Annotated in this window: 22 protein-coding genes; 8 read left to right on the top strand and 14 right to left on the bottom strand. The window is 65.0% G+C overall.

The features are described from left to right. The first annotated feature begins 1 nt into the window (after position 1). Genes L0D18_RS10345 through L0D18_RS10320 form a run of 6 tightly spaced genes read left to right on the top strand, consistent with a single transcriptional unit; the run spans position 2 to position 5,594 of the window. Positions 2 to 979, top strand: coding sequence for a branched-chain amino acid ABC transporter permease (locus L0D18_RS10345; protein WP_243028866.1), 978 nt, complete (start codon positions 2 to 4; stop codon positions 977 to 979). Next, positions 979 to 2,733, top strand: a complete 1,755-nt coding sequence (locus L0D18_RS10340; RefSeq protein ID WP_243028864.1) for a branched-chain amino acid ABC transporter ATP-binding protein/permease — start codon at positions 979 to 981, stop codon at positions 2,731 to 2,733. The genes L0D18_RS10345 and L0D18_RS10340 overlap by 1 nt, the downstream gene beginning before the upstream one ends. Then, the gene (locus tag L0D18_RS10335; RefSeq protein WP_243028862.1) at positions 2,730 to 3,458 is read left to right on the top strand and encodes an ABC transporter ATP-binding protein; all 729 of its coding nucleotides are present in this window, start codon (positions 2,730 to 2,732) and stop codon (positions 3,456 to 3,458) included. Before L0D18_RS10340 ends, L0D18_RS10335 begins: the two co-directional genes overlap by 4 nt. After that, positions 3,455 to 3,826 (top strand): hydroxyphenylacetyl-CoA thioesterase PaaI, encoded by a 372-nt coding sequence (gene paaI, locus L0D18_RS10330; RefSeq protein ID WP_423247905.1) that lies wholly within the window; start codon positions 3,455 to 3,457, stop codon positions 3,824 to 3,826. Before L0D18_RS10335 ends, paaI begins: the two co-directional genes overlap by 4 nt. Next, a complete protein-coding gene (locus L0D18_RS10325; RefSeq protein ID WP_423247904.1) occupies positions 3,823 to 5,163 on the top strand; it encodes a phenylacetate--CoA ligase family protein in 1,341 nt (446 codons plus the stop codon). Before paaI ends, L0D18_RS10325 begins: the two co-directional genes overlap by 4 nt. A 2-nt stretch (positions 5,164 to 5,165) precedes the next feature. Beyond that, the gene (locus tag L0D18_RS10320) at positions 5,166 to 5,594 is read left to right on the top strand and encodes a thioesterase family protein (protein ID WP_243028860.1); all 429 of its coding nucleotides are present in this window, start codon (positions 5,166 to 5,168) and stop codon (positions 5,592 to 5,594) included. 21 nt (positions 5,595 to 5,615) lie between these two features. On the opposite strand, the gene L0D18_RS10315 is transcribed toward L0D18_RS10320, so the two are convergent. Next, on the bottom strand, positions 5,616 to 7,541 hold the full coding sequence (locus L0D18_RS10315) for a cobyric acid synthase (protein ID WP_423247903.1): 1,926 nt from the start codon (positions 7,539 to 7,541) through the stop codon (positions 5,616 to 5,618). 104 nt (positions 7,542 to 7,645) lie between these two features. Next, the gene (locus L0D18_RS10310; protein WP_243028858.1) at positions 7,646 to 8,632 is read right to left on the bottom strand and encodes a pyridoxal phosphate-dependent aminotransferase; all 987 of its coding nucleotides are present in this window, start codon (positions 8,630 to 8,632) and stop codon (positions 7,646 to 7,648) included. On the opposite strand from L0D18_RS10310, the gene L0D18_RS11930 reads away from it, so the two are divergent. Further along, entirely contained in the window at positions 8,631 to 8,762 is a 132-nt protein-coding gene (locus L0D18_RS11930; protein WP_279232342.1) for a hypothetical protein, read from the top strand. The two genes, L0D18_RS10310 and L0D18_RS11930, sit on opposite strands and share 2 nt — an antisense overlap. A gap of 53 nt (positions 8,763 to 8,815) precedes the next feature. Next, positions 8,816 to 11,434, top strand: coding sequence for a pyruvate, phosphate dikinase (ppdK, locus tag L0D18_RS10305; RefSeq protein ID WP_243028857.1), 2,619 nt, complete (start codon positions 8,816 to 8,818; stop codon positions 11,432 to 11,434). Between the two features lie 159 nt (positions 11,435 to 11,593). On the opposite strand, the gene L0D18_RS10300 is transcribed toward ppdK, so the two are convergent. From L0D18_RS10300 to L0D18_RS10245, 12 genes are all read right to left on the bottom strand, one after another. After that, entirely contained in the window at positions 11,594 to 12,346 is a 753-nt protein-coding gene (locus L0D18_RS10300) for a LamB/YcsF family protein (protein ID WP_243028856.1), read from the bottom strand. A gap of 12 nt (positions 12,347 to 12,358) precedes the next feature. After that, a complete protein-coding gene (locus L0D18_RS10295) occupies positions 12,359 to 13,051 on the bottom strand; it encodes an MBL fold metallo-hydrolase (protein WP_243028854.1) in 693 nt (230 codons plus the stop codon). Between the two features lies 1 nt (position 13,052). Beyond that, complete coding sequence (locus L0D18_RS10290; protein ID WP_243028852.1) at positions 13,053 to 14,354, bottom strand: TRAP transporter large permease; 1,302 nt, start codon at positions 14,352 to 14,354, stop codon at positions 13,053 to 13,055. After that, entirely contained in the window at positions 14,351 to 14,836 is a 486-nt protein-coding gene (locus L0D18_RS10285; RefSeq protein ID WP_243028850.1) for a TRAP transporter small permease, read from the bottom strand. Before L0D18_RS10285 ends, L0D18_RS10290 begins: the two co-directional genes overlap by 4 nt. Continuing rightward, positions 14,833 to 15,789, bottom strand: a complete 957-nt coding sequence (locus tag L0D18_RS10280; RefSeq protein ID WP_243028848.1) for a TRAP transporter substrate-binding protein — start codon at positions 15,787 to 15,789, stop codon at positions 14,833 to 14,835. Before L0D18_RS10280 ends, L0D18_RS10285 begins: the two co-directional genes overlap by 4 nt. A 23-nt stretch (positions 15,790 to 15,812) precedes the next feature. Further along, complete coding sequence (locus tag L0D18_RS10275; protein ID WP_243028846.1) at positions 15,813 to 16,823, bottom strand: ABC transporter substrate-binding protein; 1,011 nt, start codon at positions 16,821 to 16,823, stop codon at positions 15,813 to 15,815. A 13-nt stretch (positions 16,824 to 16,836) separates the two neighbouring features. Then, complete coding sequence (locus tag L0D18_RS10270) at positions 16,837 to 17,610, bottom strand: ABC transporter permease (protein ID WP_243028844.1); 774 nt, start codon at positions 17,608 to 17,610, stop codon at positions 16,837 to 16,839. Beyond that, positions 17,597 to 18,370, bottom strand: coding sequence for an ABC transporter ATP-binding protein (locus tag L0D18_RS10265; protein WP_243028843.1), 774 nt, complete (start codon positions 18,368 to 18,370; stop codon positions 17,597 to 17,599). The genes L0D18_RS10270 and L0D18_RS10265 overlap by 14 nt, the downstream gene beginning before the upstream one ends. Positions 18,371 to 18,531: 161 nt before the next feature. Further along, positions 18,532 to 19,329, bottom strand: coding sequence for an ABC transporter permease (locus L0D18_RS10260; RefSeq protein WP_243028842.1), 798 nt, complete (start codon positions 19,327 to 19,329; stop codon positions 18,532 to 18,534). After that, a complete protein-coding gene (locus L0D18_RS10255) occupies positions 19,322 to 20,257 on the bottom strand; it encodes an ABC transporter permease (protein WP_243028841.1) in 936 nt (311 codons plus the stop codon). Before L0D18_RS10255 ends, L0D18_RS10260 begins: the two co-directional genes overlap by 8 nt. Beyond that, the gene (locus L0D18_RS10250; protein ID WP_243028903.1) at positions 20,258 to 21,721 is read right to left on the bottom strand and encodes an ABC transporter substrate-binding protein; all 1,464 of its coding nucleotides are present in this window, start codon (positions 21,719 to 21,721) and stop codon (positions 20,258 to 20,260) included. Between the two features lie 37 nt (positions 21,722 to 21,758). Continuing rightward, positions 21,759 to 22,961, bottom strand: coding sequence for a M20 family metallopeptidase (locus tag L0D18_RS10245; protein ID WP_243028840.1), 1,203 nt, complete (start codon positions 22,959 to 22,961; stop codon positions 21,759 to 21,761). Positions 22,962 to 23,009: the final 48 nt, after the last annotated feature.

The raw sequence follows: 23,009 nt of genomic DNA, 5'->3' as shown, positions 1-23,009 counted from the left end.
CATGGACGTCACCATCCTCAGCTTCCTACTTCTGGACGGTCTGCAAAACGGGGTGGTCTACGGCCTTTTGGCCCTTTCCCTGGTCCTGGTCTTCGCCGTCACCCGGGTGATCCTGGTGCCCATCGGGGAACTCCTCATGTTTGCTCCCCTTTCCCTGGTGTGGCTTTTGGAAGGGGAGCTTCCCGGTACCCTGTGGCTGGCCCTGGCCCTGGGGGGGGCCTGGGCCCTCATGGCCCGGGGCCGGGGGGCCCTTCTGCCCCTTTTGGGAGGGGTGGGGCTTTTCCTCCTTTTCCTGGTAGCCCAGGGCAGGCCCTTTTTGGCCCATGGGGCGGTGGTGCTCCTGGTGGTCTACCTGGGGGTGGCCACCTATAGGGTCTTCTTCCAGCCCATGCGGGGGGCCACGGTGCTTTCCCTCCTCATCATGGCCGTGGGCCTGCACGTGGCCTACCAAGGCCTGGGCCTGGTTTTCTTCGGCCCCGAGCAGTTCCGTCCCGCCCCCCTCCTTTCCGGGGAGGTCATGGTGGGCCTTTCCTGGCAAGGGGTACTGGTCCTCCTCTTCGCCGCCTTGAGCCTGGCGGGCCTTTACCTCTTTTTCCGCCTTTCCCTCTTCGGTAAGGCCCTTTTGGCGGCAGCAGAGAACCACCTGGGGGCCAGGCTGCTGGGGATTCGCCCAGAGGAAGCGGGAATGGTGGCTTTTGCCATCGCCAGCATGTTGGCGGCCCTTTCCGGACTCCTTCTGGCTCCCCTTATCAACGCCGCCTACTTCATGGGCTTCATGCTGGGGCTTAAAGGGTTCGTGGCGGCCATCCTGGGGGGGCTTGCCAGTTACCCGGTGGCCTTCTTGGGGGCGCTTCTCGTGGGACTATTTGAAAGCTTTACCAGTTTCTACGCCAGCGCCTACAAGGAGGCCTTGGTCTTCCTACTCCTGGTGCCCGCCCTTTTCTACCAGAGCCTGAGGGCTAGGACGGTGGAGGAGTGATGCGCTACCTTTGGTTTTTGTTGCTCCTTTTGCCCTTGGTACTCTCGCCCTTTCCCTACTACCTCACCCTGCTGAACTTTTTCGCCCTCTCGGCCATGGTGGCCCTTTCCCTTTACGTGCTCACGGGCTTGGCGGGGATGACCAGCTTCGCCCAGGCGGCCTTCATGGGGATGGGGGCCTATGCCACAGCCCTTTTTACCCTTAAGCTGGGGCTTTCTCCATGGCTGGGACTTCTGGCGGGGTTGTGGTCGGCGTTTCTGCTGGCTTTGGTCCTGGGGGGGCTTACGGTGCGGCTGAAGGGCCACTTCCTGCCCCTTTCCACCATCGCCTGGCAGGTGGCCCTGTACATTCTGGCGGGGAACCTGGTGGGGCTTACAGGAGGGCACACCGGGCTTACCGATCTCCCCCCGTTGGGCCTCTTCGGCATCCCCCTGGACACGGGCCTTCGCTACGCCTTCCTTACCCTTTTCCTCTTGGTCCTCCTGATCCTGGCCCTCTACAACCTGCGCCATAGCCGCATAGGCCGGGCCCTTTTGGCCCTGAGGGGGGATGCCCTGGCGGCAGCCAGCTTCGGGGTGGATCCGGCAGCCCTCAGACTCAAGGCCTTTTTGCTCTCCGGGACCATCGCTGGCCTGGCTGGTTTTCTTTACGCCCACTTCCTGCGCTTTGTCAATCCCACGCCCTTTTCCCTCGAGGCCTCCATCAAGTACCTGGTGATGGCCGTGGCGGGAGGGGTGGGGAGCATTCCCGGAGTGCTTTTGGGAGCAGCTTTTTTCACCGGCCTCGAGGACTGGCTGAAGGACCTCCTGCCCCTTTTTCTGGGGCGGCAGGGGAACTACGAGACCATCGCCTACGGCCTCATCCTGGCCCTGATCCTCATCCTGGCACCCAAGGGCCTTTGGCCTATGCTGGAGCGGTTTTTACCCAAGAGGGGCCTCGGGGTACCCAAGGCGGAACCCTTTCCCTTGAGGAGCCCGGGTGGTCCCAGGGGTGAGGTGGTCTTGGAGGTGGCGGGTCTAACGAAGGCCTTTGGCGGGCTTTTGGCCGTGGCTGGCGTTTCCTTCGCCTTAAGGCGGGGAGAGATCCTGGCCCTTATCGGCCCCAATGGGGCGGGGAAGAGCACCACCTTCAACCTGGTGGCCGGGGCGTTGGTCCCCGACCGCGGCCGGGTTCGGCTCTTCGGTCGGGACATCACCGGGCTTCCCCCCCACGCCATCCACGCCTTGGGCTTGGGCCGCACCTTCCAGCACCCGCACCTTTTCCCCGAGCTCACGGTGCTGGAGAATGCCGCCTTGGGCACCTATGGGAGGACCAAGGCCGGGTTTTTCCAGGGCCTTTTGGGCCTCTCCCGCAAGGAGGAGGAGCGGGCCTTGGCCACCGCCTATCGGGCGCTGGTGCGGGTGGGGCTTGAGTCCTTGGCCCTGGAGAGGGCCGAGCGCCTTTCCGTGGGCCAGCAGCGCCTTTTGGAGATCGCCCGCCTCTTGGCCTCAGGGGCGGAGGTGCTCCTTTTGGACGAGCCGGGGGCGGGTCTTAGGGCGCGGGAAAAGCAGGAGCTCGCCTCCTTGCTCCGCTCTTTGGCCCAGGAGGGCTACACGGTGCTCATCGTGGACCACGACATGGACCTCATCATGGGCCTCGCCGATCGGGTGGTGGTGATGAACTACGGGGAGAAGATCGCGGAGGGTCTGCCCAGGGAGGTGCAGAAAAACCCCTTGGTGCGGGCGGCCTACCTGGGGGAGGAGGAGGCGGCATGAGCCTGCTTGGGGTGGAGGGTCTTACCGTGCGCTATGGGCCCCTCGAGGCGGTGCGGGAGGTCAGTTTTTCCTTGGAGGAGGGGGAGGCCCTTACCCTCATCGGCCCCAACGGGGCGGGGAAGACCAGCGTGCTAAGGGGGCTTCTGGGCCTGGCCCAGGCCGAGGGGAGGGTCTTGCTGGACGGGGAAGAGCTGAGGGTGCGCACCCCGGAGGCCCTCCTTGCCCGGGGTCTGGTCCTGGTGCCGGAGGGCCGGGCCCTGTTCCCGGGGCTTTCCGTGGAGGACAACCTCCTCTTGGGGGGCTTTACCCGCTTCCGCCGGCGGGAGAACCTCAGGCCGGACCTGGAGAGGGTCTATGCCCTTTTCCCTAGGCTTCTGGAGAGGAGAAGGCAGCTTGCCGGTACCCTTTCCGGTGGGGAGCAGCAGATGCTGGCCATTGGCCGCGCCCTCATGGCGAGGCCCCGCCTCCTCCTCCTGGACGAGCCCTCCTTGGGCCTGGCTCCCCTGATGGTGCGGGAGATCTACCGCATCCTTAGGGAGCTTAAGGGCGCGGGGACCACCCTCCTTTTGGTGGAGCAAAACGCCAAGGTGGCCTTGGCCCTGGCGGACCGGGGGCTGGTGCTGGAGGCGGGGGAGGTGGTCCTCGAGGGTCCAGCCCAAGCCTTAGGGCAGGATCCACGGGTGGTGGAGGCCTATCTTGGCCTGGCCCGGGTGGAGGAGGGATGAAGGAGGATGCCTTCATGCGTACCCTGGGCCTGACCCTGGAGCGCCTGGCCCCGGGGGAGGCGGTGGTGGCCGGGGTGGTGGGGGAGGAGCACCTAAACCTCCACGGCACCGCCCACGGCGCCTTTCTCTATGCCTTGGCGGATAGCGCCTTCGCCTTGGCCAGCAATGCCCGGGGGCCTGCGGTGGCCCTTTCCTGCCGCATGGACTATTTCCGACCCCTCTCACCTGGAGCCAAGGTGGAGGCGGTGGCCCAAGAGGTGAACCTTTCCCGGCGCACCGCCACCTACCGGGTGGAGGTGGTTTCCGAGGGCAGGCTGGTGGCCCTGTTCACGGGCACGGTGTTTCGCCTGGGAGGTGAGGCAGAATGATATACCAACCGGAACTGGAGACCTTGCCTAGGGAGAAGCTTAGGGCTTTACAGGAGGAAAGGCTTAGGGCCGTGGTGGCTTACATCTATGAGAGGGTGCCCTTTTACCGGCGCCTTCTGGACGAGGCCGGGGTGGACCCCAAGGGGGTGCGGACCCTGGAGGACCTCCCCAAACTCCCCTTTACCAAAAAGGACCACCTAAGGGAAAACTACCCCTTTGGCCTCTTCGCCGTGCCCCTTGCCGAGGTGGCCCGCATCCATGCCAGCAGCGGCACCACGGGAAAGCCCACGGTGGTGGGCTACACCAAGAAAGACCTGCAGGTCTTCGCGGAGGTGGTGGCCCGTTCCCTGGCCGCCGCCGGGGCCAGGCCGGGGATGATGCTGCACAATGCCTACGGCTATGGCCTCTTCACCGGGGGCTTAGGCCTGCACGGGGGAGCCGAGGCCTTGGGGATGGCGGTGGTGCCGGTATCCGGGGGCATGACCGAGCGGCAGCTCATGCTGATTCAGGACTTCCGCCCGGAGGTGATCTCCTGTACCCCCTCCTACGCCCAGACCTTGGCGGAGGAGTTCAGGAAGCGGGGAGTATCCCCGGAGGAGCTCCCCTTGGAGTATGCGGTCTTGGGGGCAGAGCCTTGGACCGAGGCTATCCGGAAGCAGGTGGACGAGGGCCTTGGAGTGCGCAGCACCAACATCTACGGGCTATCCGAGATCATCGGTCCTGGGGTTGCCAACGAGTGCGTGGAGGAACGCCAGGGAAGCCACATCTGGGAGGACCACTTTCTTCCCGAGGTGGTGGATCCCCAAAGCGGTGAGCCCCTTCCCGAGGGCCAGGTGGGGGTCTTGGTCTTCACCACCCTTACCAAGGAGGCCATGCCCCTACTGCGCTACTGGACGGGGGACCTGACCTTCCTCACCTATGAGGCCTGTTCCTGCGGCCGAACCCACGTGCGCATGGGGCCCATATTGGGGCGCACCGACGATATGCTCATCATCCGCGGGGTGAACGTCTATCCCACCCAGGTGGAGGCGGTGCTCCTGGGTATCCCCGAGGTGGAGCCCTACTACCAGATTGTGGTGCGGCGGGAAGGAACCTTGGACGAGGCGGAGCTTAAGGTGGAGGTCTCGGAGGCCTTCTTCCAAGAGATCGGCCGCAAGGCCCTCTCCGATGAGGTCATAGAGGCGGACCACCGCCTCCACGCCCTTAGGGAGAAGGTAGCCCACAAGATCAAGGACACCATAGGCGTAAGCATGAGGGTGACCCTCCTGGCCCCGGGAGAGGCCCCCAGGAGCGAGGGCGGAAAGCTGAGGCGGGTCTTGGACCTGAGGAGGCGGTAGCCATGCGGTCCATCCCCATTGGCTTTGAGGCGGTGTTTGAGACCGTGGTGACCCCGGAGATGACCGTGAACTTTGAGGAACTTGGGCCGGTCCACCCCGTTTACGCCACTTACTGGATGGCCAAGCACATGGAGCTGGCCGGGCGCAAGATCATCCTGCCCTTTTTGGAGGAAGGGGAGGAGGGCATCGGAAGCTATGTGGAGGTGCGCCATTTGGCGTCGGCCTTGCCGGGGATGCGGGTGCGCATCCTGGCCCGCCACGAGCGCACGGAGGAAAACCGGGTCTACGCCAGCATGGAGGCCTACAACGAGCTGGGGGACCTGATCGGCCGGGGGCGCACGGAGCAGGTGATCCTGCCCAAGGAAAAGGTGAAGGCCCTTTTTGCCCGCTTGCGGGAGAGGTGGGAGGCCTATGGCCACTCCCGGGGTTAAGGCCACCTGGGACCCCGTTTCCTAAAGCCGCAGGGGCTTGCCGGCCACTATGAGGTAGACGGCCTGGGCGGCTTCGGCCAATAGGGCGTTCACCTGGCCCAAAAGGTCCCGATAGCGCCGGGCCAGAGGGTTTGCCGGGACAATCCCCATCCCTACCTCGTTGGAAACGGCGATGACCCGCTTGCCGCTGGACCCCACCACCTGGAGAAAGCGCCGGGTCTCCGCCACGGGGTCCAGGCCCTTTTCCAAGAGATTGGCCACCCAAAGGGTAAGGCAGTCCACCACCACCGTGGGGTGGCGGGCCTGTTCCAGGGCTTCCGCCAGATGGAGGGGTTCTTCCAGGGTCTCCCAGGTGGGAGGGCGTTCTGCCCGGTGGCGGGCGATCCTTTCCTGCATCTCCGCATCCCGGGCTTCCGCGGTGGCGATGAGGGTGGCATAGGGACCGGCTAGGCTTTGCGCATAGCGGCTTTTACCGCTTTTGGCCCCGCCCAGGAGCAGGACCAGGCCGGGCGGAGGCGGGGGGTCCGGATCCCTTCCTCTTGCCGCTTCCTTGGGCCCAGAAGGGATGCTATGGCCTAGGACAAGCCCCAGGCCCCGGTGGAGGCGGTTTAGGTCCAGGTGCTCCTCCAGGGCGTCGGCGAGATGGTCTAGGGCTTCCTCCAATCCCCTGGCCTCCCGGCCAAAGAGGGCTCGTTGGACCCCGGGGTTTTCCAGGAGGCCGTGGAGCCAGGTGGCCAGGAGGGGGCCTTCCTGATGTACCAAAGGAAGCCCCTGGCCGTGGTGGATCTCGTAGCCCTCCACCTCGAGGCCGTTAAGCCTGGCCCAAAACCCCTCGAGCCCGCTGAGCCGGATCTGGCTTCGGCGCACGGTCTTCTCCCTGGCCATCCGTACCCGGAAGGGGAGGAGGCCAAGGCCCGGGAACACCCCCTGGGCCTCCACGCCCGCTTCATCCCAGAGGAGCTCCGCCAACATCTCCGCCCCACCGCAGAGGGCCAGCACCGGCTTGCCGGCGTCTAGATGCGCCTGAAGGAGAGGGAAGAAGGGGCGAAGCCAGGCCAGGTCCTTGGCGGGCAGGCGGCTACCCGGCAGGATGAGGAGTTCGGCGCCCTCGGCTTCCTCTAAGGTGCGGGCGTACACGGGGCGGGCCAGCTCCGAAAGGGGCCAGAACTCGTCCAGGTTGGAGGCGTGAGGGTAGCGCAGGATGGCCACCTTGGGGCCTGGCCCCTTTTGGGGCACGGGGCGGAAGCCATCCTCCTCGGGCAAAGCCACGGAGAGCATGGGCAAGGTGCCCAGGACGGGTATCCCCGTCCAGCCCTCGAGGAGACCATAAGCCGGTTCCAAAAGGCGGAAATCGCCCCGGAACTTGTTGAGGACGAAGCCCAAAAGCCTTTCCCGGTGTTCCCCCAGTAGGGCCCAGGTGCCGTAGAGGGCGGCCAGTGCCCCACCCTGGTCCACGTCCGCCACCAGGAGGGCCCTGGCTCCCGCCCACTCCGCCACCTGGAGGTTGGACAGGTCGGGCCAGAGGTTTCGCTCCACCGGGCTTCCCGCCCCTTCCAGGACCAGGAGGTCAAACTCGCCTCCTAGGGTTTCCAAGGCCTCGCGCACAGGCCTTTCCAGATGGGGTCGGCGTTCCGCCCAAGGGAGCCCCGAAAGGAAGGGGTCCAGCTGGCCCAGGACCACCACCTGGCTTCCCATCTCGCCCAGGGGCTTGATGAGGACAGGGTTCATGCGGGGATCGGGTTCAACCCCCGCTGCCAGGGCCTGTAGCCACTGGGCGCTGGCCATCTCCCCGCCGCCCACCACCCGGGCGTGGTTGGACATGTTTTGGGCTTTAAAGGGCGCCACCCTTAGCCCCTGGCGCCGGAAGTGGCGGAGGAGCCCAGCGGTAAGCAGGCTTTTCCCCACGCCGCTTCCCGTGCCCCAGACCATGAGGGCCTTAGCCTGCACCCAGCACCTCCGGGACCCTATCGGGCAAGACCCAAGGAGGCATGCCCTCCCGTAGCCTTCCCGCCGCCTGGGTAAGGGAGGCAGCGGGTGCCTTCACCTCCTCACTATACTTGGGACAACATGGACACCAGGGCCTCGATGGCCTCCTCCCTTTGGGCGGAAAGCCTCAGCCACTCCGGCAGGCCGAAGCTGGTGGCGTCCCGCACCCTTATCCCCTTTTCCCGAAGTTTCCGGGCCACCTCCGTGGCCTGGCCCACCCGCACCAGGAGGAAGTTGGTGGGGCTTTCCCGCACCTCGAGGCCCAGTTCCCGAAGCCTCTGGGCCAGGAGGCGCCGCAAGCGGTGGAGCTCGGCCTTAGCCCTGTCCAACCACGCCTGGGCCTCGGGGTCCAGGTGCCCCTCTAAAAGGGCCTCCCCATACACGGAAACCGGCCAGGAGGGGGCCAGGTTACGAAAGGGGGTAAGGTCCAAGGCGGCCACCAGGTACCCCGCCCGCACTCCCGTGAGGCCATGGGCCTTGTTGGGGCTATAGAGCCGCCAGGCGTTTTGGGGTAGGGGAATAGGGGTTTCCAACAACGGGTAGTAGGCCAGGTCCAGCACCAGGGCTCCCCCGGCCCTGGTTGCGGCCTCCTCCAGAAAGGGGTAGACCTCCCCCGTGGGGTTGTTGGGCACGCAGAGGAAGGCCAAGGAGCTTCTGGGTAAGAGCCGAAGGAACTCCTCGGGGCTTTCCGTTTCCCAAAGGGGCAGGTCCAAGGCCCGGGCGGCCCGGGCGTACTCGCTGAAGGTGGGCTGAAGGAGGAGAATGGGGCCTCTTAGGAAGTTCCAACGGACCAGGCGGTGGATGAGTTCGCTGGTGCCCGTGCCCACGGCCACGTGGGTTTCCGGGACCCCGTGGCTTTCCGCCAGCAGGCGGTGGAGCCTCCTGTAGAGGGGGTCCGGGTAGCGGCTGGGATCGGCCCGCCGTAGGTATTCCAGGATTACCGGATTGGGCCCTAAGGCATTGACGTTGGTGGAGAAGTCGTGGAGGGGCTCGGGGCCTCCATCGGGTCCCCCGTGGATAGGCGTTAGCACGTCTCCCAGCACGCCTTCCATGCTACGCCTTTCTGCCGTAAAGACCGTGGCCCTGGCCCTGTTCCCACTGCCCGCCCCTTGGGAAAAGGGGTTATGGCCGCCCAAGGCGGTCACCTGCGGGGTAGTGTGGGAAAGGGGGAGGCTGGTGTAGAGGACCGGCGCTTACACTTTCCACGTTTCCACACCGGAAGGGAAACTGGGGGCGTGAAGGGGACACGGGTGTATCTGCTTTCCGAGGCCCGGGGCCTTTCCCGGGACCTCTTGGGGGGAAAGGGGTTTGGGCTCGTGGAGATGGCCCGGGCGGGGCTTCCCGTTCCCCCGGCTCTCATCATCACCACGGAGGCTTGCCGCCTTTTCTTGCGGGAGGGGGCCGTCCCTGGTCTATGGGAGGAGGTCCGGGCTAAGATGGCGGCCCTCGAGGGCCTGGTAGGGAAACGCTTCGGCAAAGGGGAGGGGAATACCCCTCCCCTTCTGGTTTCCGTGCGGAGCGGGGCCCCGGTGTCCATGCCCGGGATGATGGACACCATCCTCAACCTGGGCCTGACCCTGGAGGGGGTGGAAAGCCTGGCCCGGGCTTCAGGGAACCCCCGCTTCGCCTGGGACACCTTCCGCCGGCTGCTTGCCATGTATGGGGAGGTGGTCTTGGGGGAAAAGGCCGAGGTGTTTGAGGGCCTGCTTTCCGCCTTAAAGGAGAAGCGGGGCGTGCAAAGCGACGCCGAGCTTACCGCCGAGGACCTCGAGGCCCTTTCCTTCCGCTACCTGCGCCACCTGGAGGAACGGGGTACCCCCTTCCCCCTGGACCCCTGGCTCCAGCTAGAGGGGGCTATAGAGGCGGTCTTCCGTAGCTGGTCCAACCCCAGGGCCAAGGCCTACCGCCGTATCTACGGCATTCCGGAGGACCTAGGCACCGCGGTGGTGGTCCAGGCCATGGTCTACGGGAACCTGGGGGAGGACTCGGGGACGGGGGTGGGCTTTACCCGTAACCCCGCCACCGGGGAAAAGGGCCTTTACGGGGAGTACCTGAGGAACGCCCAGGGGGAGGATGTGGTGGCGGGGATCCGCACCCCCGAGCCCCTTAGCCGCTTGCGGGAATATGCCCCCGAGCTCTACCGGGAGATTGAAAGGGTAGCGGATCTTTTGGAACGCCATTTCCGCGACATGCAGGACTTTGAGTTCACGGTGGAGCGTGGGCGCTTGTACCTTCTCCAGACCCGCTCGGGCAAGCGCACGGCCCAGGCGGCGGTCCGTATCGCCGTGGAGATGGCGGAGGAGGGTCTCATCAGCAAGGAAGAGGCCGTGCTTCGGGTGGAAGCCAACGCCCTCCCTGGCCTCCTCAAGCCTGCGGTGGACCGGAATAACGCCCCAGAGCCCATCCTAAAGGGGCTTCCCGCCAGCCCTGGGGCCGCGGTGGGGCACGTGGTTTTCAGCAACGAAGGGGCGGAGCGCTACACGGCCCAGGGGTTGCCCACCATCCTGGTGCGCCCGGAAACCACCCCCGAGGACATCACCGGCATGTACCTTTCCAAGGGAATCCTCACCGCCCGGGGGGGCCTCACCTCCCATGCGGCGGTGGTGGCCCGGGGCCTGGGGGTGCCGGCGGTGGTGGGGGCGGAGGGCCTGAGGGTGGCCCCGGAGGAGGGCCGGGCCTGGGTGGACGGTCTTGAGATCCGGGAGGGGGACCTCCTCACCCTGGATGGAAGCACCGGGGAGGTCTTCCTGGGGGCGGTGCCCTTGGCTGAGGCGGCGGGTGAGGAACTTTTGCAGAAGCTCCTTTCCTGGGCTGAACCCCACCGCACCTTGGGGGTTAGGGCCAACGCTGACACCCCTTCGGATGCGGAAAGGGCCCGAGCCTTTGGGGCTGAAGGGATCGGCCTCTGCCGCACGGAGCACATGTTCTTTCAGGAGGAGCGCCTGCCCTGGGTGAGGCGGCTTATCCTGGCCCGTACCCCGGAGGAGGAGGCCGAGGCCTTAGAGAGGCTTTATGCCTTCCAAAAGGAAGATTTTAAGGCCATCTTGAGGGCCATGGATGGCCTGCCTGTGACCGTGCGCCTTTTGGACCCTCCCCTCCACGAGTTCCTGCCACCCTTAGAGGAGCTTCGGGAAAGGGCCGAGGCCGGGGATGAGGAGGCTAAGGCTCTTGGGGAAAGGGCCAAGGCCCTATCGGAGCAGAATCCCATGCTGGGCTTCCGGGGAATCCGCCTTCTCCTCCTGAGGCCCGGTATTTTCCGCATGCAACTCAAGGCCCTCTTGGAGGCGACCAAGGAGCTGAGGGAGGAGGGTTTTGACCCCCGGCCCGAGGTCATGATTCCCCTGGTGGCCGACCCCAAGGAGGTGGAACGGGCTAGGACCTTGGCCGAAGAGCTTTTCCAGGAGTACGGCCCCATCCCCTTCGGCACCATGATGGAAACCCCAAGGGCCGCCCTTCTGGCCTCGGAGATCGCTCCTTTGGTGGACTTCTTCAGCTTCGGTACCAACGACCTCACCCAGATGGCCTTTGGCCTCTCCCGGGACGATGCCGGCAAGTTCCTGCCCCAGTACGTGGAAGAAGGCCTGTTTCCCTTTGACCCCACCGAGCGCCTGGACGAAAAGGGGGTGGGAAGGCTGATAAGGATGGCCGTGGAGGAGGGAAGGCGGGCTAACCCCAGGCTCAAGGTGGGCCTTTGCGGGGAGCATGGGGGGGAGGCCCGGAGCGTGGCCTTTGTGGTGGATTTTTTGGACTACACCTCGGCAAGCCCCTTTAGGGTGCTCACGGCCCGCCTGGCGGCGGCCCAGGAGGGGCTTCGGACCTCGAGGGCCGAGGCGGGTGAGGCGTTTGCTCCTTAACGTTTAGGTTTGGAGTTGGGCTGGTAACTAACCGGGGTTGGGTCCCAGGGGGGTGGCCAGCACCCCCTTGGGCTCGCGGGCTCCTTAAATATCCAGGACGTAGCCTGGGGAAGGGATTTGCCGGTATTCCCACTTTGGCGAAGCCAAGGTGGGGCGGGTTCAAAAGGCCCTAACCTCTATCCCCGCCTCCTCCAGGGCCCTGCGCACGGCCTTGGCCACCAGGGGGGCGTTGGGGTTGTCCCCGTGGATGCAGAGGGTTTCCGCTCGGACCTCCACCTCCCCGCCGTCTAGGGCTTCCACCTTCCCTTCCAAAACCATCCTGAGGGCTCGCCGGGCAGCTTCTTCTGGATCGCTGATCCAGCTTCCTGGCAGGGAGCGGGGGGCCAGCTGGCCGCTTTTCAGGTACGCCCGTTCGGGGAAGGCCTCGAGGACCACCCTTAGCCCCGCCCCCCTGGCCTCTTCCTCATATACGGTGCCGGGAAGCACCACCAGGGGAACCTCCGGGTCAAAGGTCTTCACCGCCTCGGCGATGGCCCGGGCAGTTTCCCGGTCCCGGCAGGCCTTGAGGTAAAGGGCTCCGTGGGGCTTCACGTGGTGAAGCCTTAGGCCCTCCGCCCGCAGGAAGGCGTAAAGGGCCCCCATCTGGTAGAGGACATCCGCGTACACCTCCTCGGGGCTTAGGGCCATCTCCCTGCGACCGAAGCCCACCAGGTCCGGGAAGCCCGGGTGGGCGCCCACCGCCACCCCGTGGGCCTTGGCCAGGGCCACCGCCTCCCGGATGCGGGCGGGGCTTCCCCCATGGAAGCCGCAGGCCAGGTTCACCGAGGTTACCAGGGGGAAGATCTCCCGGTCGTGCCCGTAGGTGAAGGCCCCGTAGGACTCTCCGGCATCCGCGTTGAGATCGACGAACACGTTACACCTCCTTCACAGGGAAAGCTTAACCTCCCCTTCCCCGTGGAAGAGGCTAAGCTCAGCCCTGGCTTCCGGTACAAAGGAGTTCCCCTTCCGTACCAAGGGGACGTCATGCCCAGGAAAGAGGCGGTGGTACCGAAGAATACGCGCCCGGCTCTCAAGGGCTAGTTGGGGGTTCCAACAGGGGAGCGCCGGAGGGCCTTCCAGGTCAAAGCGGCTTTTAACGGCATCGCTTGCTAGGACACCCACGCCCTCCACCTCGAGGCCCACCAGCCCAGGGGTGTGTCCAGGAAGGTGAATAAGGCGAAGGCCAGGAAGGATCTCCCGTTCACCCGACACCACCTTTAGGTGGAAATGGTCAAGAAGATAGAGGGAACTATATAGGCAGGCGGGGTCCGCCATGGGGTTCTTGGCCACCTCTTCTGCGTGGGCCAACTCAAGACGGTGAAGGACCACCTCCGCCCAGGGGAAGAGGTCTAGGTTAGCTGCATGGTCAAAGTGCAGGTGGCTTATGACCACTACCTCCACGGTTTCGGGAGGTATGCCGAGGGCCTCGAGGCGCCCATAAAGCCCTTCCCTCTCCGCAAAGCCCAGGGTATCGTAGAGGACGGTCTTCGCGGCCTGGACCACGTACGCACTGGAGGCGCCCAGGTAGCCGCGCTGGGTTTTCCCAGGAAATCCCGTCCAAAAAGGGATAACCTCCATCCTATCCCCCCGTCATGGTGCGGGGTAGCCAAAGGGCCATCCCCGGAAAGGCCACCAGGAGGACCACCACCAGGAGAAGTACTCCCATGAAAGGCAGGGCGTAGCGGGCGATGTGGAAGAGGTCCTCCCCGGTTAGGGACTGAATGACGAAGAGGTTGAAACCCACCGGGGGTGTGATCTGGGCCAGTTCCACCATGATGACCAGATAGACCCCAAACCACAAGGGGTCTACCCCGATGGCCTTCACCACGGGCAGGATCACGCTGATGGTGAGGACCACTATGGAAATGCCGTCCAAGAACCAACCCAAAACGATGTAGACCAGGCTCAGGAAGAAGATGAGGGCCACGGGGGTAATCCCTGCCTCCACCGCCCAAGCGGCCAGGGCCCGGGGGATGCCGGTGAAGCCCATGGCCAGGGTCAGGACCCCCGCGCCCGCCAGGATCAGGCCGATCATGCTGGTGGTGCGGATGGCCCCCATTAGGCTTTCCCAAAACATCCTGGGGGACAGTTCCCGGTTTAGCCCCGCCAGGAGGAGGGACCCCGCCACACCGATGGCCGCTGCTTCCGTGGGGGTGGCTACCCCTAGGTAGATGGAGCCTAAGACCAAGAGGATGAGGAAGAGCACGGGAAAAACACCCAGGAGGCCGGCCAGGACCTGGGCCAGAGGTTTCCGGGGCTCCCGGGGAAGTTCCTTGCGGTGGCGAAGGGCCATAATGGCTACCAGAAGCATAAAAAGCAAGGTTAGGACCGCTCCCGGTACCACCCCCGCCATGAATAGGCGGGCTACGGAGACCTCGGCCATAACCCCGTAGACAATCATGATGACGCTGGGAGGGATGAGGAAGCCCAGGGTTCCGGCCCCCGCCAGGGAACCCAGGGCCAGGGGCTTGGGATAGCCGCGGTGTAGCAGCTCCGGTAGGGTGAAGCGGCCCACGGTGGCGGTGGTGGCGGCGGAGGAGCCGATGACGGCGGCAAAAAGGGCGCTGGCCACCACGTTCACGTGGAGAAGCCCTCCCGGGAGGCGGGAAAGAAGGGGGCTAAGCCCCTGGAAAAGCCCCTGGGCCAGCCGGGAGCGGTAGAGGATTTCCCCCATCCAAACAAACAGGGGTAAGGCGGCTAGGCTCCAGCCCGAGGTGGAGGTCCAAAGGGCGGTGGCCAGGTTGGGTCCCACCGGGGCGGAGGTAAAAAAAGCCAGCCCAGCCATTCCCACCAGCAGGAGGGTCAGGCCCACATGGACGCCCAAGGCCAGGAGAAGCAAGAGAAGGCCCACCAGGATGAAACTCTCCCCTAAGAGGTTCATCCCTCCTCTCCCTTCCACGTTTTCAGACCCAACTCCAGGAGGGCTAGGGTGAAGAAGGTGAGGCCCACTGCCAGGAAGCTTTGCGGCAGCCAAAGGGGTAGGGGAAGGAGTCCCGGGGCCAGGTCCCCGTAGCGGTAGCTTTCCCCCACCCTAAGCCAGGCTTGCCAGGTGGCGTAAAGGGTGGCGAGAAACCCGAGCCCCAGAGCCATGGACTCCGCCCACCGCTTTGCCGGCTTCGGCAACTTCTCCAGCAAAAGCCGCACCCGGATATGCCCCCCGGCCCTCAGGGTGGGGGCAAGGCCCAGGAAGATGAGCCCAGCCGTGGCGAACCCTGCCATCTCCAAGGCCGAGGGCACCACGAAGCCCACATACCGCCCCGCCACCTGGGCCAGGATCACCAGGAGGATGAAGAGCCCCATAAGGGCTGCAAGGAGCTCGGATAGGCGGAAGAGGCCCTCGAGGACCTTCCTCAACAGGCTCATCGCCCCAGGTACTGCCGGTAGACCTTTACCCCCGTGGCCCCGGCCTGCCTTTGCCATTCCAGGATCATGGTCTGTCCTACCTTCTTGAGGTCGGCCAGCAGGGCAGGGGAGGGCTTGACCACCTGCAGACCCCGGCTCGCCAGGGTCTGAAGGGCCTTTTCCTCCTGTTCCTGGCTCAGCCGCCAGCCCCGCTCCTCTGCCCGCTTGGCCGCCTGCAACAGGGCTTCCCGGTCTTGGGCGGAAAGGCTTTCAAAGGCCCTCCGGCCGATGACCACCATGTTCTTGGGTATCCAGGCCTTCACGTCGTAGAAGTAGCGGGCGAAGTCCCAGGCCTGGCTATCTACCCCTGTTACCGGGGAGGTGATCATGGCTTCCACGATCCCGGTGGCGAAGGCCTGGGGGATGTCGGCGGCCTCCACCTGGACCGGGGACATGCCAAGAAGCTCCGCCAGCCGGGCGGTGGCCGGGTTGTAAGCCCGGAAGCGCATGCCTTTCAGATCTGCCCCTGAGTTTACAGGCCGTTTGGTGTAGAGCCCCTGGGGTGGCCAGGGTACCGCGTAAAGAAAGACCACGCCCCGTTGCGCCAGCCACTTCTCCACCTCCGGACGCTGGGCCTGGTAGAGCCGGCGCGCCTCCTCGTAGCTGGTGGCCACGAAGGGGATGGAGTCCAGGTTGAAGAGGGGGTTTTCATTGGCCAGAAGGGACATGAGCACCTCCCCCATCTGCACCTGCCCGTTCCTCACCGCCGGCAGGATCTGGGGATGGGGGAAGAGGGAACCGCCGGGGTGGACAGTGATCTTTAGCCGCCCTCCCGTGGCTTCCTCCACCTCCTTGACGAACTGCTGGATGTTTTGCGTGTGGAAGTTGGCCGGGGGATAGGGGGTGGCCATGTTCCAGGTCTGGGCTTGGGCCGCTACTACCCATACGACAAGGCCTACCAACAGGCTCCGCATACCTATACACCTCCTATCGCATTCTAGCGCTTGGGCACCCGGTCCACGAACTCGTTGGTGTAGGTGCGCTTGAGGTCGATCTTGGCCCGGGCCACGTTGGGGTCAAAAGCGGAAAGTACGGTAAGAGGCCGTAGGGGAGCAGTATCGCTGAACCGCCCCGTGGGCGAGAAGGCTTCCAAGGAGTTTTTGAGGACCTTGAGGTACAGGGCCCGGTCGCCCAGGAAATACTCCTCCGGCAGTACGGCGGCGATTTCCTCAGGGGTCTTGCCCTGCATCCACCTCAGGCCCCGCACCATGGCGTTTACCAGGCGCTGGGCGGTGTCGGGGTTGCGCTCCAACCATGCCCGGGTGGTGTAGAGGACGGCGGCAGGGTATTCTCCTCCCAGTACCTCCCGCGTACCCTTGGTGCTACGGGTATCCGCCAGCACCTTGATGAGGCCCCGTTCCTCTAAGAGGGTTATCGCGGGCTCCACGTTGGAGATGGCATCCACCTGGCGGTTTTGCACCGCTGCCACCGCCTGGGCGCCCACGGAAACCCCGATCGCCGATATATCCGTGGGCCTAAGCCCGTTTTTTACCAGGAGGTAGTTGAGGAAAAAGTGCGTGGAGCTACCCGGGGCCGTGACCCCCACCTTCCGGCCCTTGAGGTCGGCGATGCTCCGCACCTGGTCTGCCAGGTCCGTACGCACCCCGAGGACGATGGCCGGGTACCGCCCCACCTGAACGAAGGCCACGATATCCCGCCCCTGGGCCTGCATCTGGATGGTGTGGTCGTAGAAGCCCATCACCACCTCCACGCTCCCTCCCACCAGGGCCTGGAGGGCCCTCGAGCCCGCCTGCAGGTCCTGGATCACCACGTCCAGGCCCTCCTCCTTGAAGAAGCCCAGGCGTTCCACCACGGTGAGGGGTAGGTAAACCACCGCCGTCTTTCCCCCCACCCCCAGGATCACCCGCTTGGGGCCCGTCTGGGCCCCAGCCAAGGGTGAAGCCAAGGTCAACAGGCTTACCAACGCCGTCACCAACGCCTTTCGCATAAATCCCCCCTCCTTATCCTTGTCCTCCTTCCGCCTTGGGGTGCCAGCGGACCAGCCGTTTTTCCACCTGGCCCACCAGGGCATCCAAGACCAGCACGAAAACCATCAGCACCACCATGCCAGCGAACACCCCCGTGGTGTCGAAGACCCCTTCCGCCTGGGCGATGACGTAGCCTAAGCCGGCGGCGCTCCCCAGGTACTCCCCCACCACGGCCCCGATCACCGCGAAGCCAATAGAGGTTCTCAGGCTGGAGAAGATCCAGCTGGCTGCGGCCGGGAGGTATACGTGGGCAAGAAGATGACCAGACCGGGCCCCGAGAAGCCGAGCATTCTGTAGGATTACGGGGCTCACCTCCTTGACCCCCTGGTAGGTGTTGAAGAAGGCCACGAAGAAGACCAGGGTGATGCCCAAGGCCACCTTGGAGAGCACCCCTAGGCCGAACCAGAGGGTGAAGATGGGGGCCAGGACCACCCGGGGAATGGCGTTCAAGGCCTTGATGTAAGGGTCCAGGACCGCGGCCACGCTGGGGGCCAGGGCCAGCCAAAGCCCTAGGACCACCCCAAGGAGGGTTCCGAAGAAAAAGGCCAAGACCATTTCCAGGGTGGTGATGTAGAGGTGGGGGTAGATCTCCCCTGTGCTGAGCCAGCGCCAGATCCTTCCAGCAATATCCGAGGGTTTTGAGAAGAAGAAGGGGTCCAGGCGGTCGGTCCTCGAGGCCCACTCCCACCAAACCAGGAAGATAAGGAGCAAGCCTGACTGCCAAAGCTGTAGCCTAAGCCCCCGCATGGGCCCGCATCACCTCCCCCCTCAAAAGCTCCCAGATCTCCCGGTGTACCCGCAAAAACTCGGGTGTGAGCCGGATTTCCGCCACGTCCCGGGGCCGGGGCAGGGGGATGGGAAACTCCCCTATGACCCGGGAGCGGGGCCCCGCGGACATCACCACCACCCGGTCGGAGAGGGCGATGGCCTCCTCGAGGTCGTGGGTGACGAAGAGCACCGTCTTGCGGTCCTCCTGCCAGAGCCTCAGGAGCTCGTTTTCCATGAGCTGCCGCGTCTGCACGTCCAAAGCGGAAAAGGGCTCGTCCATGAGGAGGAGTCTGGGATTGGCGATAAGCACCTGGGCCAATCCCACCCGCTTGCGCATCCCCCCGGAAAGCTGGTGGGGGTAGTGGCGGGGAAAGCGGCCCAGGCCCACTTTCTCCAGCCAGGCTTGGGCCCGTTCCCGGGCTTCCCGCCACGGCACCCCCCGGAAGACCAGGGACAGGGCGACATTGTCTAGGGCCGTCTTCCAGGGGAGGATGGCGTCCTGTTGGAAGAGGTAACCAGCAACGGGGTTAAGCCCCCGAAGGGGTTTCCCGTTCAGGAGCACCTCCCCTTCGCTGGGAGCGAGAAGTCCTGCTGCCACGTTGAGGAGGGTGCTTTTGCCACAGCCCGTGGGGCCCACTAAGCTCACGAACTCCCCAGGGGCAAGGCCCAGGCTCACCCCTTCCACGGCTACATAGGGACCAAAGCTAACGGAGACCTGGCGGAGCTCCAGAAGCCTCATGCGTAGTATTCGGGGTTGGGCTTTACGCCCAGAGCGTTCAAGAGCCGGTTGGTGAAGTTGAACATGGCTGCCACCTCCACCGCTTCCATTACCAGAGGAGCGCACATGCTGGCCTCCCTTCGGGCAAAAACTACCACATTCCCGCAAAGGTATGCAAGTGTCTAGCGCCGGGGGTCAAGGCGGTCACGAAGCCCATCCCCGAGGAGGTTAAAGCCCAAGACGGCCAAGGATAGGGCCACTCCTGGGACCAGGGCGGGGTATGGGGAAAGGGGGAGGAAGCTCTGGGCCTCCCTTAGCATGCGGCCCAGGCTAGGGTTAGGGGGTTGGACGCCTAGGCCCAGGTAGGAAAGGGCGGCCTCGGCCAACAAGGCAGCGGCGAAGGCCAGGCTGGCCTGGACCAGGAGGGGTCCTAGGAGGTTGGGAAGGAGATGGCGGAAGACCACCCGCCCTGGGCCGGCTCCCAAGGCCAAGGCGGCCTCTACGAAGGGGGTGGTTTTTAAGCTCATGGCTCCCGCCCGGGCCACCCGGAAGAAGGCAGGCACCATGGAAAGCCCCACCGCCAGCATGCTGCTAACCGTGCCAGGCCCCATGAGGGCGGCGAAGAGGAGGGCGAGGAGCAAGCCGGGGAGGGCGTAGAGGGCCTCCATGAGAAGGCTTAAGATGCCGTCCCAGTAACGGCCTAGGTACCCCGCAAGAAGGCCCGAGACCACCCCTAGAGCGAAGCCCACGGACACGGCGATGCTCCCCACCAGAAGGGCACTCCTGGCTCCGTGAAGAAGCCGGGCCAGAAGGTCCCGGCCCAGGGGGTCGGTGCCCAGGGGATGGCTGGGGGAGGGGGGAGCAAGGCGGTGGAGGAAGTCGGGGGCGTTGGGGTCCACGGGGTAGAGGTAGGAGGCCAGGGCCATGAGGAGGAAGAGGCCCACCAGGAGGCTGCCTATAAAGAGGCTTGGGCTACGCATACGCCACCCGTGGGTCCAAGAGGCCGTAGAGGAGGTCCACCAGGAGGTTGAAGAGGACGATGAGGGCCGCCATGACCAAAACCAGGCCCTGGAGAAGGGGGTAGTCGCGGGCCTCGAGGGCGGTCAGGGCCAGGCTCCCCATCCCCGGCAAGGCGAAGACCACCTCCACCACCACCGCTCCCGTGAGCAAAAACCCTCCCTCCAGGCCCAGCACGGTGATCAGGGGAAGGCTTGCGGGTCTCAGGGCGTGCTTGAGGAGCACCCATCCTTCTGAAATCCCCTTGGCCCGGGCGGTGCGGATGTAGTCCTGGCCCATCACCTCCAGAAGGCTCCCCCGGGCCATGCGAAAGAGGATGGCCGCCCGGGAAAGGGCCAAGGTGAGGGCGGGGAGGAAAAGGTGGCGCAGGGCTTCCCATGGACTGGAAAACCCTGGGAAGCCGCTGGCGGGGAAGAGGGGCAGGTGCACCGCCAGGGCGTAGAGGAGGACCACCCCCAGGAAGAAGGTGGGTACGGATTGCAAGAGGGCCATGAGGCCGGTTAGGGCCAGGTCCCAAAAGGGAAACCTAAGGGCCAACAGGGCCAAGGGTAGGGCGAGGAAAAGGGCGCCACCAAGCCCCAGGAGGACGAGGCCCAGGGTGAGGGAAAGCCTTTCTTCCAGAAGCTCACCCACGGGCTTTCCGTAGCGGATGGACTCCCCAAGGTCTAGGCGGAGGGTGCGGGTGAGCCAGTCCGCATAGCGTTCCCAGGGAGGTTTGTCCAAGCCGAGGGCCCGCTCCAGGGCCTGGCGAGCGGCTGGAGACGCCTCCAGGCCCAGGATGGCCTGTACCGGGTCCCCCGGGAGGAAGAGGAGAAAGAGGAAGACCAGGCTGGAGGCCAGCCACAAGGTGGCCAGGGCTAGGAGGACCCGCCTCAGGAGAAAGCTTCGCATCTAGCGGCTCAGGTAAACCCGGGTCACGTTGAGGCTCGGGGTGGGCTGGTTCTGCCACCAGCCCACGACCTCCTTGCGCATGGCGGCGATGTAGGGGGCGTTCATCACCCAAAGGTTCACCGCATCCTGGGCCAGGAGACGTTGCATCTCCTTCATGATCTCGCAGGCCCGTTTGGGATCGGGGGTGCGCAGGTACCGGGTGTAGAGCTCACGGAAGCGGGGCGAATCATAGCGGAAATAGTAGTTCGGGTTGGCGTAGATGCCAATATCGTGGGGCTCGGAGTGGCCGATGATGGTCATCTGGTAGTCGGCCCCCCGGAAGACCCGAGAAAGCCAGGTGGCCCACTCCACCACCTCCAGCCGGGCCTGGATCCCGATCTGGGAGAGCTGGCCGGCGATGGCCTCGCCAAGCCGCCTCTCGTAGGGGTAGGGGGCGGCCAGGGTGAAGGTGAAGCGCAAGGGGTTGTTGGGTCCATAACCTGCCTCTTGCAACAGGGCCCGGGCCTTTGCCGGGTCGTAGGGGTAATAGCCGGAGAGGTCCTCGTAGCAACTTTCCCCGGGAGAGCGGTGGCTGCCAATGGGGGTGCCATAGCCCAGCATCACCCCCTCCACCAAGGCCTTCTTGTCCACGGCGTGCTGGATGGCCCGCCGCACCCGGAGGTCGTTGAAGGGTGGGCGGCCATTGTTCATCCCCACGGTGATCTCCGTGGTGGTAAATCCCGTGACCACCTTGAAGTTGGGGTCTCGCTGGAGCACCAAGGCGGCTTCCGGGCTCACCCCCAGGCCGATTACCTGGATGTCCCCGGCCCGCAAGGCGGCGAGCTGGGCGTTTGGATCGGGCAGGAAGCGGAAAAAGACCCGGTCCAGGTAGGGGAGGCCAGGTTCATAGTAGCCCTCAAAACGTTCCAGCCGCACCCCTACTCCCCGTTCCCAGGCCACGAACCGGAAGGGCCCGGTGCCGATGGGCTGGGTCCTCTGTTCCTCCACCCGGCCCTTGGGGCCGATCACCGAGTCCGGCCGGGCCAGGTTGAAGAGGAAGTCCTGGTTGGGCTGGCGCAGGCGGAAGACCACGGTGTAGGGGTCCCTGGCTTCCACGGTTTGGATGTCCTGGTAGTACTCGGGGTGGGTGTGGCCGGACCTGGGGTCCCGGGCGCGGTTGAACTTGAAGACCACGTCTTCGGCGGTGAAGGGGGCACCGTTATGGAAGCGCACCCCCCGGCGCAGGTGGAAGGTCCAGGTGAGGCTGGAGGGGCTTCCCTGCCAGCGCTCCGCCAGGGCGGGGACGATCTCCCCCTTCTCGTTGAACTTCACCAAGCCTTGGAGGACGTTATCGTAAAGCATACGGGGAATTTCCTGGCTGGTGGAGGCCGTGGGGTCCAAGACGGGAGGCTCGGCCAGAATGGCCACCCGAAGCTCCCCGCCCCTTGGCTGGGCCAAGCCCAGACCTAGACCGATCAATAGCATCACTCCCAACCGCTTTTTCACGTTCCCTCCTCCTTTCTTATCCTACGGCCACGGAGTGTGGTCCTGATGGAGGCCATTCCAGATAAAGCACTGCCAGGGCGGCGTAGACGCGGGCGGCTTGGACCACTTCCTCCAGGTCCACCCACTCGTCCACCTGGTGCGGTAGGGTCTTGCTTCCGGGGCCCATGACCACCACCGGAAGGCCGGCCCAAGCCCTAAGGAAGGTTCCGTCCGTGGCTCCCGGTACCCCGCCATGGCGCACGGGGAGGCCAAGAAGCCTCAAGGCCTCCTCCGCTGCCTGCACCAGGGGATCTTCCCTTGGGGTTTCCACGGGAGGGCGGTCCTCCAATACTTCCAATACCCCGGCCTGGGTCCCGGCCAGGGCCTGGAGTCTCGCCACCAGCTCCCCGTGGTCCAACCCGGGTACGGTGCGCACGTCCAAGGCCACCTCGGCCTGGGCAGGGATCACGTTCAACTGGCCTTCCCCGGCGCTGGCCAGCACCTGGGTGGGGGTGAGGTAGGGAGGACCGAGGAAAGGATGGGAAAAGGTTTCCTGAAGTTCTATTTGTAAGGCTTCTAGCTCCAAGATGAATCGGGCAGCCTTGGGAATAGGGTTCTCCCCCGCGTAGGGCATGGCCCCGTGGGCCATCTTACCAGGGAAGAGGGACCTCAGGCGCAAGGCGCCCTTCTGAAAAAGGCAGATCTCCATCTCCTCAGGCTCGGCCACCAAGGCCCCCCGGAAGCCACGGGCGAGGCCTTCCCTTATAAAGGCCTTTACCCCCAGCATCATCCCCTCCTCGTCGGCCAGGGCGGCTAGGCGCAGGGGGCGTTTTAGATGGCCTAAGGCCCGCTTCACCGCCAATAGGGCCCCCACCAAGGCGGCTAAGCCCCCTTTCATGTCGCAGGCCCCTCGGCCGTAAAGCCGTCCTCCCTCCACCATCCCGGCGTAGGGAGGGTAGCGCCAAGCTCCTTCCTCCCCGGGGGTCACCACATCCGTATGGCCCTCCAGGATCAGCCCTCCTTCCCCTTCCCCCAGGTCCGCTACCAGGTTGGGCCGGCCCGGGGCTACCTCTTGCCGGAAGGGGTGGAAACCCCTTTCTTTCAAAAAGCTATCCAAGAAATCCACTACCTTTGCCTCCCCCGGCCCCGGGTAGTGGCTGGGAATCCGCACCAGGTTGCGGAGGAGCTCCACCACCTCCCTTTCCTCCACCGCTTCGGCTGCCAGGAGGGCCTTTTCCATAGGCTTCAGACCGATTATACCGCGGTATGCTGGGGTTAAGGAAAGGAG

This window comes from Thermus albus, assembly GCF_022760855.1.
In the GTDB taxonomy this organism is placed as follows: Bacteria; Deinococcota; Deinococci; order Deinococcales; family Thermaceae; genus Thermus; species Thermus albus.
The sequence above is the reverse complement of the archived record's forward strand: the minus strand, read 5'-3'. Positions and strand labels throughout refer to the sequence as shown.

Excerpts from the sequence above, each read along its gene's own strand:
- L0D18_RS10345 (WP_243028866.1), top strand. The coding sequence starts at position 2 with ATGGACGTCACCATCCTCAGCTTCCTACTTCTGGACGGTCTGCAAAAC.
- L0D18_RS10340 (WP_243028864.1), top strand. The coding sequence starts at position 979 with ATGCGCTACCTTTGGTTTTTGTTGCTCCTTTTGCCCTTGGTACTCTCG.
- L0D18_RS10335 (WP_243028862.1), top strand. The coding sequence starts at position 2,730 with ATGAGCCTGCTTGGGGTGGAGGGTCTTACCGTGCGCTATGGGCCCCTC.
- paaI (WP_423247905.1), top strand. The coding sequence starts at position 3,455 with ATGAAGGAGGATGCCTTCATGCGTACCCTGGGCCTGACCCTGGAGCGC.
- L0D18_RS10325 (WP_423247904.1), top strand. The coding sequence starts at position 3,823 with ATGATATACCAACCGGAACTGGAGACCTTGCCTAGGGAGAAGCTTAGG.
- L0D18_RS10320 (WP_243028860.1), top strand. The coding sequence starts at position 5,166 with ATGCGGTCCATCCCCATTGGCTTTGAGGCGGTGTTTGAGACCGTGGTG.
- L0D18_RS11930 (WP_279232342.1), top strand. The coding sequence starts at position 8,631 with ATGCTACGCCTTTCTGCCGTAAAGACCGTGGCCCTGGCCCTGTTCCCA.
- L0D18_RS10310 (WP_243028858.1), bottom strand. The coding sequence starts at position 8,632 with ATGGAAGGCGTGCTGGGAGACGTGCTAACGCCTATCCACGGGGGACCC.
- L0D18_RS10295 (WP_243028854.1), bottom strand. The coding sequence starts at position 13,051 with ATGGAGGTTATCCCTTTTTGGACGGGATTTCCTGGGAAAACCCAGCGC.
- L0D18_RS10290 (WP_243028852.1), bottom strand. The coding sequence starts at position 14,354 with ATGAACCTCTTAGGGGAGAGTTTCATCCTGGTGGGCCTTCTCTTGCTT.
- L0D18_RS10285 (WP_243028850.1), bottom strand. The coding sequence starts at position 14,836 with ATGAGCCTGTTGAGGAAGGTCCTCGAGGGCCTCTTCCGCCTATCCGAG.
- L0D18_RS10280 (WP_243028848.1), bottom strand. The coding sequence starts at position 15,789 with ATGCGGAGCCTGTTGGTAGGCCTTGTCGTATGGGTAGTAGCGGCCCAA.
- L0D18_RS10275 (WP_243028846.1), bottom strand. The coding sequence starts at position 16,823 with ATGCGAAAGGCGTTGGTGACGGCGTTGGTAAGCCTGTTGACCTTGGCT.
- L0D18_RS10270 (WP_243028844.1), bottom strand. The coding sequence starts at position 17,610 with ATGCGGGGGCTTAGGCTACAGCTTTGGCAGTCAGGCTTGCTCCTTATC.
- L0D18_RS10265 (WP_243028843.1), bottom strand. The coding sequence starts at position 18,370 with ATGAGGCTTCTGGAGCTCCGCCAGGTCTCCGTTAGCTTTGGTCCCTAT.
- L0D18_RS10260 (WP_243028842.1), bottom strand. The coding sequence starts at position 19,329 with ATGCGTAGCCCAAGCCTCTTTATAGGCAGCCTCCTGGTGGGCCTCTTC.
- L0D18_RS10255 (WP_243028841.1), bottom strand. The coding sequence starts at position 20,257 with ATGCGAAGCTTTCTCCTGAGGCGGGTCCTCCTAGCCCTGGCCACCTTG.
- L0D18_RS10250 (WP_243028903.1), bottom strand. The coding sequence starts at position 21,721 with ATGCTATTGATCGGTCTAGGTCTGGGCTTGGCCCAGCCAAGGGGCGGG.
- L0D18_RS10245 (WP_243028840.1), bottom strand. The coding sequence starts at position 22,961 with ATGGAAAAGGCCCTCCTGGCAGCCGAAGCGGTGGAGGAAAGGGAGGTG.